Annotated in this window: 2 protein-coding genes; both read left to right on the top strand. The window is 73.3% G+C overall.

Annotation, left to right across the window (positions count from 1 at the left end; all coding sequences use genetic code 11):
• The first annotated feature begins 23 nt into the window (after positions 1 to 23).
• Positions 24 to 5243: an SDR family NAD(P)-dependent oxidoreductase gene (locus BM417_RS04760; protein ID WP_456085499.1), complete on the top strand. Its 5220-nt coding sequence runs from the start codon at positions 24 to 26 to the stop codon at positions 5241 to 5243.
• A complete protein-coding gene (locus BM417_RS04755; RefSeq protein WP_407656073.1) occupies positions 5240 to 13747 on the top strand; it encodes a type I polyketide synthase in 8508 nt (2835 codons plus the stop codon). Before BM417_RS04760 ends, BM417_RS04755 begins: the two co-directional genes overlap by 4 nt.
• Positions 13748 to 13761: the final 14 nt, after the last annotated feature.

Below are 13761 nucleotides of genomic sequence, written 5' to 3'. Positions count from 1 at the left end.
CCGAAGCGCAGAACGTCGAGAAGCTGCGGGACTACCTGCGCTTCGCCACCACGGACCTGCGCGACACCCGCAAACGGCTCGCCGACCTCGAGGACCGGGCGCACGAACCGATCGCCGTCGTCGGCACCGGTTGCCGCTATCCCGGCGGGGTTCGTTCGTCCGCCGAGCTGTGGCGGCTGGTCGCCGAGGGCGGAGACGCCGTCGGGGAGTTCCCCGCGGAGCGCGGCTGGGACGTCGAGACGCTCTACGACCCGGACCCGGACAGCCAGGGCACCACCTACGCGAGCGGCGGCGGTTTCTACCGCGACGCCGCGAAGTTCGACGCGGGCTTCTTCTCCATCAGCCCGCGCGAGGCCCTCGCGATGGACCCGCAGCAGCGGCTGTTGCTCGAGATCGCCTGGGAGGCCTTCGAGAACGCGGGCATCGACCCGCTGTCGATGCGCGGCGAAGCGGCCGGCGTGTTCGTCGGCGGCGGGTTCTCCGACTACGGCGGCCCGATGCAGTCCGCACCCGAGGGCGTCGAGGGCCACCTCGTGACCGGCAAGGCCGGCAGTGTCCTTTCCGGACGGATCGCCTACACGCTCGGCCTGGAGGGGCCCGCCGTCACCGTCGACACCGCGTGTTCGTCATCGCTGGTGGCCGTGCACCTCGCGGTGCAGGCACTGCGGCGCGGCGAGTGCACGGCGGCGCTCGCGGGCGGGGTGACCGTGATGTCGACCCCGGCCGTGCTGATCGAGTTCAGCCGCCAGCGCGGGGTCGCCGCGGACGGGCGCTGCAAGGCGTTCGCGAACGCGGCCGACGGCATGGGCCTGGCCGAGGGCGCGGGAGTCGTTCTGCTGGAACGGTTGTCGGACGCGGTCGCGAAGGGCCGCAGGGTGCTCGCGGTGATCCGCGGCTCCGCGATCAACCAGGACGGCGCGTCCAACGGCCTGTCCGCGCCGAGCGGTCCCGCGCAACGACGGGTGATCCGCCGGGCGCTCGCGGACGCCCGGCTCACCCCGGCCGAGGTCGACGTCGTCGAGGCGCACGGCACCGGCACCGAGCTCGGTGACCCCATCGAGGCCCAGGCGCTGCTCGCGACCTACGGGCAGGCCAGGGCGGGCGCTCCGCTGTGGCTCGGCTCGGTCAAGTCGAACATCGGGCACGCGCAGGCGGCGTCCGGCGTCGCGGGCATCCTCAAGATGGTCGAGGCGTTGCGGCACCGCGAACTGCCCAAGACGCTGCACGTCGACGCGCCGTCGCCGCACATCGACTGGGCTTCGGGCGAGGTCGAGCTGCTGACCGAGGCAAGGCCGTGGCCCGCCGCCGACCGGCCGCGGCGAGCGGGGGTGTCGTCGTTCGGGGTGAGCGGCACGAACGCCCACGTGATCCTGGAAGAAGCTCCGGCGCACACCGACATCGAGCCGGCTGGCAGCACGGGCGTGGTGCCGTGGGTGCTGTCCGCCAAGACCTCGTCCGCCCTGCGCGCCAGGGCCGCGCAACTGGCCGGGCTCGACGGCGGCCCGGCCGACATCGGCTTCTCCCTCGCCACCACCCGGACCGTGCTGGACCAGCGCGCGGTCGTGTTCGGTACCCAGGACGAACTACGGCGCGGCCTCACCGCACTGGCCGCCGGCGACCCGGACCCGGCGGTCGTCGAGGGCGTGCCGTCCGCGACCGGTGGTGTCGTCTTCGTCTTTCCCGGCCAGGGCTCGCAGTGGACCGGGATGGGCAAGGAGCTCCTCGAGTCCTCCCCGGTGTTCGCGGCCAGGATGCGCGAGTGCGCGGACGCGCTGAAGTCCTTTGTGGACTGGGATCTGCTCGACGTGCTGTCCGACGAGATCGCGTTGCGGCGCGTGGACGTCGTGCAGCCCGCGCTGTGGGCTGTGATGGTGTCGCTGGCCGCGGTGTGGCGGGCCCACGGGGTCGAGCCCGCGGCGGTCATCGGCCACAGCCAGGGCGAGATCGCGGCCGCCTGCGTCGCCGGCGCGTTGTCGCTGGAGGACGCCGCCCTGGTGGTCGCCATGCGCAGCCGTGAGCTGGCGAGCCTGGCCGGCGCGGGCGGCATGGTCTCCGTGGCCGCGCCGGCCGCGGTCGTGAACGAGCGCATCGCCGGCACCGGACTGTCGCTCGCCGCCGCCAACGGGGCTGCCTCCTCGGTCGTCTCCGGAACCCCGCAGGCACTGGACGCACTGCTCGCCGGTTGTGCGGCCGACGGCATCCGCGCCCGCCGCGTCCCGGTGGACTACGCCTCGCACTCCGGGCAGGTCGAGACCATCGAGGAACGGCTCCTCGAAGTCCTGGAACCGGTGCGGCCGCGAGCGGGGGAGCTGCCGTTCTACTCGACCGTCACCGGCCGTCCCGCGGACACCAGCCAGCTCGACGCCGGGTACTGGTACTGCAACCTGCGCCAGACCGTCGAGTTCGAGCAGGCGACGCGTGCCCTGCTGGCCGACGGCCACCGCGTGTTCGTCGAGTGCAGCCCGCACGCGGTGCTGACGAGCGCCGTGCAGGAGACGGCGGGGGACGTGGACGTCGCCGCCGTCGGGTCGCTGCGGCGCGACGACGGCGGTTCGGAGCGGTTGCTGCGCTCGGTCGCCGAGGCGTTCGTGCGCGGTGTTCCCGTTGACTGGTCCACCGCGTTCGACGGCGCGAGCGTCGTGCCGCTGCCGACCTACCCGTTCGAGGGCGAGCACTACTGGCTCCCGGCGACGACCGCCGTCGCCGACCTCGGCTCCGCGGGCCTCACCGCGGCCGGTCACCCCCTCCTCGGGGCGGCCGTCGAACTGCCGGACGACGGCGGTTTCCTGTTCACCGGAAGGCTTTCCGCGCGTTCGCACCCGTGGCTCGCCGAGCACACCGTGCACGGCACCGTGCTGCTGGTCGGCACGGCGTTCGTCGAGCTGGCACTGCACGGCGCGGCCGAAGCCGGGTGCGCCGAGGTGGAAGAGCTCGCGCTGGAGGCACCGCTCGTGCTGCCGCGCGACATCGCGGTGCAGATCCACCTCACCGTCGGCGCACCGGGCGAGGACGGCCGCCGGGCCATCGCGTTGCACTCGCGTCCCGAGGACGACCCGCTCGCCGAGTGGACGCGGCACGCGGCCGGGTTCGCCGCGCCAGGTGACTTCAGTCCTGCCAGTGGGCTTGTCGTGTGGCCTCCGGCGGACGCCGAACCGGTGCCGCTCGACGACGTCTACGGTCGCGCGGCCGAGCGCGGGTTCGGCTACGGGCCGGTGTTCCAGGGCCTGCAAGCGGTGTGGCGGCGCGGCGACGAGGTCTTCGCCGAGGTCGCTCTGCCACGGGACCAGCACGGCGAGGCGGCGCGGTACGGCGTGCACCCGGCGCTGCTCGACGCGGCTCTGCACGCCATCGCACTCGGATCCCTGAACACCGAGGGCACCGGGCGGTTGCCGTTCTCGTGGACCGGAGTGCGCCTGCACGCGGCCGGAGCGACCGCGTTGCGCGTGCGGCTCGTGCGGTCCGGCGAGGAGACGCTGAGCGTCGAGGTCGCCGACTCCACAGGTGCGCCGGTCGCGGCGGTCGACGCGCTCGTGTCGCGTCCGGTCGTGCCCGGCCAGGTGCGGGCGGCGAGGAGATCCGGTCCGCTGTTCCGCGTCGACTGGGTGCCCGCCACCGGACCGGCCGAGCAGCTGGACGCCGAGGTCGTGCCCGTCGCCGCCGGGGACGTCCGCGAGGTTCTTGGCGCGGTGCTGGCCCGGATCCAGGCTTCTCTGTCCGAGGACCGCCGGATCGCGTTCGTGACGTCGGGTGCGACAGGCGACGACGTCGCCGCCGCGGCCGTCTGGGGTCTTGTGCGTTCGGCCCAGGCGGAGCACCCCGACCGGTTCGTGCTGATCGACCTGGAACACCTGGACGACCCGATTCCCGCACTGCCGGTCGGCGAAGACCAGCTATCGGTCCGAAGTGGACAGATCTGGGTGCCGCGACTGGCTCCGGTGCCAGCCGAACCCGTGGAGCCCAAGGCGTTCGACGGCAGCGTGCTGATCACCGGCGGTACCGGCACTCTCGGCCGGCTCGTCGCCGGGCATCTCGCCCGCCAAGGTGCCCGCCGGTTGGTGCTGGTGAGCCGCCGTGGATATGCCGCTCCCGGTGCCGCGGACGTCGTGTCCGGCCTGACCGAGCTGGGTGCCGAGGTGACCGTGGTGGCGTGCGATGTCGCCGACCGCGCCCGGCTCGCCGAAGTCCTCGCCGCCGTGCCGGACCTGTCGTCCGTGATCCACACGGCAGGTGCGCTCGACGACGGCGTTGTGGAAGCCCTTACGCCGGAACGGATCGACGCCGTGTTGCGCGCGAAGGTCGACGCGGCACTGCACCTGGACGAGCTGACGCGCGATCGAGCACTGTCCTCGTTCGTCCTGTTCTCTTCTGCGGCAGGCACCTTCGGCACGCCCGGCCAGGGCAACTACGCCGCTGCCAACGCCTGCCTGGACGCGCTGGCCCGGCGTCGCCGGTCCGCGGGGTTGCCCGCGCAGTCCCTCGCCTGGGGGCTGTGGGCCGACACGAGCGAGCTGACCGGCACGCTCGGTACTCACGGCCAGAATCGGTTGCGCCGCAACGGATCACGGGCGTTCGCCGCCGAGGACGGCCTCGCGGCGTTCGACCTCGCCGTCGCGACGGGGGAGCCGGTGCTGGTACCGGTTCAGCTCGACCCGGCCGCGCTGCGCCCGCGTGCCGACCAGGTCGTGCCGCCGCTGCTGCGCGGCCTCGTCCGCACGCCGGTCCGCAGGAGCGCGGCCGGTGGCGACGCCTCGTTGCGCCGCCAGCTGGCCGGTCTCGCACCGGACGAGCGGGACCGGGTGCTGCTGACCCTGGTGCGTGCCCAGGCCGCCGCGGTGCTCGGGCACGCGGGTCCCGGAGTGATCGAGCCCGGCCGCGGTTTCCTCGACCTGGGCTTCGACTCGCTGACCGCGGTCGAGCTGCGCAACCGCCTGCAGACCGCCACCGGCCTGCGGCTGCCCGCGACGCTGGTGTTCGACCACCCGACGGCGACCGCGCTCGCGGCGTTCCTCGCCGAACGGTTCGGCACGGACGACACGCCGGCGTTCGCCCCCGCACTGGCCGAGCTCGGCCGCCTCGAAAACCTGTTGTCGCCGTTCGCCGGCGACAACACCGCCCGCGCAGCGATCACGTTGCGCCTGAAGGACTTCTTGTCGCGGTGGAGCGACACGACCGCAATCGACGACATCGACTCGGCTACGGACGACGAGCTGTTCGGCGTCCTCGACGAGCTGCGGATCCCGTGACCCACCCCGACCGCGAACCCAGGAGCCACCGCATGTCGAACGAACAGAAGCTGCGCGACTACCTCAAGCAGGCCGCCAAGGACCTGCGCGAGGCCCGCGGCCGGGTGAACGAGCTGGAGGAACGCGACCACGAGCCGATCGCGATCGTCGGGATGAGCTGCCGCTACCCCGGCGGCGTCACCTCGCCCGCCGAGTTGTGGCAGCTGGTCGCCGAGGGCACCGACGCCATCTCGGACTTCCCGGACGACCGCGGCTGGACCGCCGACGACGTCTACGACCCCGACCCGGACGTGCCCGGCAAGTCGTACGTGCGGGAGGGCGGATTCATGTCCGCTCCCGCCGACTTCGATCCCGGCTTCTTCGACATCAGCCCCCGCGAGGCCCTCGCGATGGACCCGCAGCACCGGCTGCTGCTGGAGACGTCCTGGGAGGCCTTCGAGAACGCCGGGATCGACCCGGCGACCGTGCGCGGCCACCGGATCGGTGTCTACGCGGGCGTGATGTACCAGGACTACGCGGCGCGGCTGACGTCCGTGCCGGAGATCGTCGAGGGATACCTCGGCAGCGGCAACGCGGGCAGCGTCGCCTCCGGGCGGGTGGCCTACACCTTCGGTTTCGAGGGCCCGGCGATCACCGTCGACACGGCCTGCTCGTCCTCGCTGGTGGCGCTGCACCTGGCCGTGCAGTCGCTGCGCCGCGGCGAGACCACGATGGCGCTGGCGGGCGGCGTCACGATGATCGTGACCCCGGCCGGGTTCATCGAGTTCAGCCGTCAGCGCGGACTCGCCCCGGACGGCCGCTGCAAGTCGTTCGCCGCCGCGGCCGACGGCACCGCGTGGGCCGAGGGCGCCGGAATGCTGCTGGTGGAACGGCTGTCCGACGCCCGCCGCCTCGGCCACCCCGTGCTCGCCGTGGTCCGCGGCACCGCCGTCAACCAAGACGGCGCCAGCAGCGGGTTGTCCGCGCCCAACGGGCCCGCGCAGCAACGGGTGATCCGGGCGGCACTGGCCAACGCCGGGCTCGTTCCGTCCGATGTGGACGCCGTGGAAGCGCACGGCACGGGCACCGTCCTGGGTGACCCGATCGAGGCGCAGGCGGTGCTGGCGGCGTACGGACAGGATCGGGAACGGCCGCTGTTGCTGGGCTCGCTGAAGTCGAACATCGGTCACACGCAGGCGGCGGCCGGTGTGGGTGGTGTGATCAAGATGGTCGAGGCGATGCGCCACGGCGTGCTGCCGAAGACGTTGCACGTCGACTCGCCTTCGCCGCACGTGGACTGGGAGGCGGGCGCGGTCTCGTTGCTGACCGAGGCGGTGGACTGGCCTTCGACCGGTCAGCCGCGTCGGGCCGGGGTGTCGTCGTTCGGTGTCAGCGGCACCAACACGCACGTCGTCCTCGAACAGGCTCCGGACTCGGAGATCCCGTCGGCTGGTGAACCGCCTGCGGTACTGCCTTGGGTCCTTTCTGGACGGACCGAGGCCGCTCTGCGCGCTCAGGCCACGCGGCTGGCGGACGTCGACGCGGATCCGGTGTCAGTCGCGGCGGCGCTGGCGACCAACCGCGCCGCCTTCACCGAACGGGCCGTCGTGCTCGGCGACACCCGTGACGACCTGGTCTCCGGGTTGCGCGCGATCGCCGCCGGAGAGCTGGCGCCGTCGGTCGTGCGGGACGCGGTGGCGGCGGGCGATGTCGCCTTCCTGTTCACCGGGCAGGGCTCCCAGCGGGCCGGGATGGGTCGCGAGCTGCACGCGGAGTTCCCGGTGTACGCCAAGGCTTTCGACGAGATCTGCGCGGGTTTCGACCCGCGGGTGCGGAATCTGGTTCTTGACGGGGGAGCGGACCTCGACCGCACCGAGTTCGCCCAGCCGGCGCTGTTCGCCGTGGAGGTGGCGCTGTTCCGGCTGATGGAGTCGTGGGGTGTGCGGCCGGACTTCCTGCTCGGGCACTCGATCGGTGAGATTGCCGCCGCGCACGTTGCCGGGGTGTTCTCGTTGCCGGACGCGCAGGTGCTCGTCACGGCGCGCGGGCGGCTGATGCAGGCGCTGCCGGTCGGGGGCGCGATGGTCGCGGTCCGCGCGAGTGAGGAGGAGGTGCGGGAGGTCCTGCGGGACGGCGGCTCGGCGGTCGGCGTGAGCGGGGACGCCGTTCAGGTCGCGCTGTGGGACGGCGGTTCGGCGGTCGGCGTGAGCGGGGACGATATTCGGGTCGCGCTGCGGGACGGCGGTTCGGCGGTCGGCGTGAGCGGGGACGCCGTTCAGGCCGTGCTGCCGGACGGTGGCTCGGCGGCCCTCTCGAACGCGGACCACGTCCGTGCGGCGCTGCGGGACCGTGTCTCGATCGCCGCCGTCAACGGCCCGCGGTCGGTCGTGCTGTCCGGGGAGGCGGGCGCGGTCGCCGAGGTCGCGGCCCGCTTCGGCAAGGCCAAGGCCCTCACCACCAGCCACGCGTTCCACTCCGCGCTGATGGACCCGATGCTGGCCGGGTTCCGCGCGGCCGTCGAGCAGATCACCTTCACCGAGCCGCGCATCCCGTTGGTGTCCAACGTGACCGGCGCGCTCGCGACGCCGGGGCTCGTCACCGACCCCGACTACTGGGTGCGGCACGTCCGTGAGGCGGTCCGCTTCGCCGACGGCGTCACGGCACTGCACACCGAGGGCGCTCGTACGTTCCTCGAGCTCGGGCCGGACGGTGTGCTCAGCGCGCTCGCCCAGGACTGCCTGCCGGACAGCGCCGCCGCCGTCGCGGTCCTGCGCGCCGGGCGGCCCGAGGTCCGGTCGGCCGTCGCCGCGCTGGCCCGCCTCCACACGCGAGGCGTCACGCCCGACTGGGGCGCCTACTTCGCCGGCAGCGGGGCCCGCCGGGTCGACCTGCCGACCTATCCCTTCCAGCGCACGCGCTTCTGGCTGGAGGCAACAGGGTCGAACAGTTTCGTCGAGCCCGCCGCGAAGCCCGAGCCGACCCGGCTGGGTGCGCGCCTCGCCGGAATCCCCGCCGGCGAACGGATCCGCGTGCTGACCGAACTGGTCCGCGGTCAGGCGGCGGTCGTGCTCAACCACGAGACCGCCGACGAGGTGCGCGCCGACCGGCCGTTCAAGGAGCTGGGCTTCGACTCGCTCACCGCCGTCGAGCTGCGCACCCTGCTCGCCACCGCGGTCGGCCGTGAACTGCCCGCCACGCTCGTCTTCGACCACCCGACTCCGCTGGCGCTGGCGGCGTTCCTCGATGCCGAACTGTCCGGTGTGGACAGCGCGGTGATCGCGGAGACCATTCAGGCCAACGACGAGCCCATCGCCATCATCGGCATGAGCTGCCGGTATCCGGGTGGGGTGAGCTCGCCGGACGATCTCTGGAAGCTGGTGTCCTCCGGCACCGACGCCATCTCGATGTTCCCCGGTGATCGAGGCTGGGACGTCGATGCCGTGTTCGACCCCGACCTGTCGAGGCCGGGCACCACGTACTCGATCGAGGGCGGGTTCGTCACCGGCGCGACCGACTTCGACGCCGGGTTCTTCGGGATCTCGCCGCGCGAGGCGCTGGCCATGGACCCGCAGCAACGCCTGCTGCTGGAGGCGTCCTGGGAGGCGTTCGAGCACGCCGGGGTCGACCCGACGGCCCTGCGCGGGGCGAAGGTCGGCGTGTTCGCCGGGACCTCGGCGCAGGACTACAGCTCGTTGCTGGCCACCATTCCCGCCGAGGCCGAGGGGTACGTGGGCACCGGCACCGCGTCCAGCGTGATCTCCGGCCGGATCGCCTACAGCCTCGGCTTCGAGGGGCCCGCGCTCACCGTGGACACCGCGTGCTCGTCGTCGCTGGTGGCGTTGCACCTGGCCGCGCAGGCGCTGCGGTCCGGCGAGTGCTCGATGGCGCTGGCGGGCGGGGTGACGGTGATGTCCACCCCGGCCGGGTTCATCGAGTTCAGCCGTCAGCGCGGACTCGCCCCGGACGGTCGCTGCAAGTCGTTCGCCGCGGCCGCCGACGGTGTCGGCTGGTCGGAGGGCGCCGGGATGCTGCTGGTGGAACGTCTGTCCGACGCCCTGCGCAACGGCCATGAGGTCCTCGCCGTGGTGCGCGGTTCCGCGGTCAACTCCGACGGCGCGTCCAACGGCCTCACCGCACCGAACGGGCCGTCTCAGCAGCGGGTGATCCGCCAAGCGCTGGCGAACGCGAGCCTGGCACCGTCTGATGTGGACGTCGTGGAGGCGCACGGCACCGGCACGGTGCTGGGTGACCCGATCGAGGCTCAGGCCGTGCTCGCGACCTACGGGCAGGGCAGGGAACGGCCGTTGCTGCTCGGCTCGCTGAAGTCGAACATCGGTCACACGCAGGCCGCCGCGGGTGTCGGCGGTGTGATCAAGATCGTCGAGGCGATGCGGCACGGCGTGTTGCCGAAGACGTTGCACGTGGACGAGCCGACTCCGCACGTGGACTGGACGGCAGGCGCTGTCGAACTGCTGACCGACGTCCGTCCGTGGCCGGCGGGAGAACGACCGCGCCGCGCCGGGGTGTCGTCGTTCGGGGTGAGCGGCACCAACGCGCACGTCGTCCTCGAAGAGCCGCCCGTCGCCGCCGAACCGCTGGGCGGGGAACCGTTGCCGGTCCTGCCGTTCATGCTCTCCGGTCGCGACGCCGAGGGCCTGCGGGCGCAGGCGGCGAAGCTCCAGGCCGAAATCGGCCACGACCTCGCTCCCGCCGACGTCGCGCACACGCTGGCCACCGGCCGCGCGGCCCTGGAACACCGGGCGGCGGTGCTCGCGGCGGATCGCGACGAGCTCCAGACCGGCCTCGGTGCCCTCGCCGAAGGCCGGCCGCACCGTTCGCTCGTGCAGGGGACGGAGGTGAGCGGTGGCGTCGCGTTCCTGTTCACCGGCCAGGGTTCCCAGCGCGCCGGGATGGGCCGGGAGCTGTACGACACGTTCCCGTTGTACGCCAAGGCGTTCGACGAGGTCTGCGCTCACCTGGACCCACGAGTGCGGGAGATCGTCTTCGAGGGCGCTCCCGAACTGGACGGGACCGAGTTCGCGCAGCAGGGGATCTTCGCGGTCGAGGTCGCGTTGTTCCGGCTGCTGGAGTCTTGGGGCGTGCGACCGGACCTCGTGCTCGGTCATTCGGTGGGGGAGATCGCGGCGGCGCACGTCGCCGGGATGCTCACCCTTGACGACGCGGCCACGCTGGTGACCGCGCGCGGACGGCTGATGCAGGCACTTCCCGAGGGCGGCGTGATGATCGCCGTGCAGGCGTCGGAAGAGGACGTTCTGCCGTTGCCCGACGGTGTCTCCCTCGCGGCGGTGAACGGGCCGGACGCGGTCGTGCTGTCCGGCGAGGAACGCGCGGTCACCGAGGTCGCGGCCAGGTTCGCGAAGACCAAGCGGCTCAACACCAGCCACGCCTTCCACTCCGCGCTGATGGAACCGATGCTGGCCGAGTTCGCCGCGGCACTCGACGGCCTCGCGCCCGCCAAGCCGGTGATCCCCTTCCTGTCCACTGTGGAGGGAGGCGGCGACGGCTCGGTGGCGTACTGGGTGCGGCAGGTCCGCGAGGGCGTCCGGTTCGCCGACGCGGTCGCGGCGGCGAGGGAACAGGGCGCGCGGACGTTCGTCGAACTCGGCCCGGATGCCGTGCTGTCGGCCATGGTCGAGGACGCGATTCCGGTGCTGCGCAACGGCCACGACGAGGTTCGGACGGCCGTCGGAGCCCTGGCGCGGCTGCACGTCCGTGGCATCACGCCCCACTGGGCCACCGTGTTCGCAGGCCGGCGCGTCGGGCTGCCGACGCAGGCGTTCCGGCGGGACCGGTTCTGGGTGGAGCCCTCGCAGGCAGTGGACGTGACGGCCGCCGGGCTGGCTGCGGCGGAGCACCCGTTGCTCGGCGCGGCCGTCGAGCTGCCCGGCACCGGCGGCTTCCTCCTGACCGGCTCGCTCTCGGTCCGGACGCATCCCTGGCTGGCGGACCACGCCGTGCAGGACACCGTGCTGCTGCCCGGCACCGCGTTCGTCGAACTGGCACTGCGCGCCGCCGACGAGGCCGGCTGTGCGGCGATCGAGGAACTGACCCTCGCCGCACCACTGGTCCTGCCGCCGCGGGGCGCCGCCCGCATCCAGGTCGCCGTCGGCGCGGCGGACGACGCGGGCAAGCGGCCGATCACCGTGCACTCCGCCACCGGTGACGAGGAGTCGTGGAGCCTGCACGCCACGGGCACGCTCACACCGGACGAGCCCGGCCCGATGCCGGGTCTCGCGGTCTGGCCACCGGACGGCGCGACGGCCATCGACGTCACCGGCCTCTACGACGGCCTGCAGGACAACGGGTTCGGCTACGGCCCCGCGTTCCAGGGCCTGCGCGCGGCCTGGTCGCTCGACGGCGCCGTCTTCGCCGAGGTCGCGTTGCCGGACGGGCAGCGGGACTCGGCCGGGCGGTTCGGGGTGCATCCCGCGCTGCTCGACGCCGCCCTGCACGCGGTCGGGCTCGGCGACTTCGTCACCGCGAAGGGCCAGGGGCACCTGCCGTTCTCGTGGTCAGGGGTCGCGCTGCGCACCTCCGGCTCGGCGAGCCTGCGGGTGCGGCTGGCGCCGGTCGGGCCGGACGCCATCAGCCTGACCGTCGCCGACGCCGCGGGCAGGCCGGTCGCCTCGGCGGACTCCCTGCTGCTGCGGGCGATCTCGGCCTCGGGCATCGAAGCCCGGCGCGAACACCACCGGTCGCTGTTCCAGGTGGACTGGGCGCCCGCCGCCACCGCCGCCGTCACCACGACCACCCGCGCGGTCATCGGCGATCCCGCACTGGCGGCCGCGATCGACGGCGCCACGTCCTACGGCACCCTGGCCGATCTCCCGGAGCCGACCCCGGACCTCGTGTTCCTGCCGGTCAACGGCGGCGACGACGTCCACCGCGTCACCACCGACGTTCTCGCGGCCGTGCAGGACTGGCTCACCCGAGCCGACGGCCGCCTGGTCGTCGTCACCCGCGGCGCCGAACGAGAGGTCACCGACGTCGCCGCCGCCGCGGCGTGGGGCCTGGTGCGCACCGCCCAGGCCGAGAACCCCGGCCGGTTCACGCTTCTCGACCTCGACGGCGAACCCGACGGCGCGCAGATCCTCGCGGCCCTCGAAGGCGGCGAACCGCAGGTGCTGCTGCGCGGCGGCGAGGCCCTCGCACCCCGGCTGGCCAGGGTCGCCGTCCAAGAGGAGACGTCGCGGGCGTGGCACCCCGACGGCACCGTGCTGATCACCGGTGGCACCGGCACGCTCGGCGGCCTGCTCGCCCGGCACCTCGCCACCACCGGCGTCCGGCACCTCGTGCTCGCCGGCCGGCGCGGCCAGGACACCCCCGGCATCGGCGACCTGGTGTCCGAACTGGACGCTCTCGGCGCGAAGACGTCGGTCGTGGCGTGCGACGCGGCCGACCGCGAGGCGCTGAAGGCGCTTCTGGACGGGATTCCCGCGGAGCACCCGTTGACCGCGGTCGTGCACACCGCGGGTGTCCTCGACGACGGCGTGCTTGCGTCGCTGACGCCGGAACGGTTCGCCACCGTGCTGCGGCCCAAGGCGGACGCGGCGTGGCACCTGCACGAGCTGACCCGGCACCTCGACCTCGCCGCGTTCGTGTTGTTCTCCTCGGCCGCGAGCACGCTCGGCAACGCCGGGCAGGCCAACTACGCCGCCGCCAACGCCGTCCTGGACGCGCTGGCCCGGCACCGGCACGCGCACGGCCTGCCCGCGACGTCGCTGGCGTGGGGTCTGTGGGAAGAGTCGAGCGGGCTGCTCGGCGAGCTCACCGAGGTCGACCGGAAGCGGATGAACCGCGGCGGGTTCGGCGCGCTGGCCACGAAGAACGCGCTCGCCCTGTTCGACACCGCGCTGGGCACCGCGCAGCCGGTTCTGCTCCCGATGGAGCTGGACCTCGCGGCGATGCGGACGCGGATCGGCGGCGGCACGGTGCCTCCGTTGTTCCGCGGCCTGATCCGCGCGGCTCGACGTCCGGCAGCTCCCAGCGAGGACGTGTTGCTGGCCGGCGTGCCCGCCGAGGAGCGGGAAGCCGTGCTGCTCGACCTGGTCCGGACGCAGGTCGCGGCCGTGCTGGGCCACGCGTCGGCCGACGCGGTCGACCCCGAGCGGGCGTTCAGCGACTTCGGGTTCGACTCCCTCAGCGCGGTCGAGCTGCGCAACAACCTGGCCGCGGCCACGGGGCTCCGGCTGCCCGCGACGTTGATCTTCGACTACCCGAACCCCGTGGTTCTCACCGGCTTCCTCCTCGCGGAACTGGGCAGCGGGGACGCCGTGGAGGCCGACCCGGCGCTCACCGCGTTGGCGCAGCTCGAAGCCGGTCTGGCCGGAGCGCGACCGGGCGAAACGACCCTGACCGTTCTTAGAACCCGTTTGGAAGTGCTGCTTGGCACCCTCTACCCGCAGACCGGTGACCAGGGCGGCGCGGTGACCGATGGGGGCCTCGACACCGCCACGGACGAGGAGCTGTTCGCACTGATCGACCAGGACTTCGAGGTCCACTGATCGGCCGCCCGCCG

Origin of the sequence: Lentzea waywayandensis (assembly GCF_900115955.1) — a bacterium.
Taxonomy (GTDB): domain Bacteria; phylum Actinomycetota; class Actinomycetes; order Mycobacteriales; family Pseudonocardiaceae; genus Lentzea; species Lentzea waywayandensis.
The sequence above is the reverse complement of the archived record's forward strand: the minus strand, read 5'-3'. Positions and strand labels throughout refer to the sequence as shown.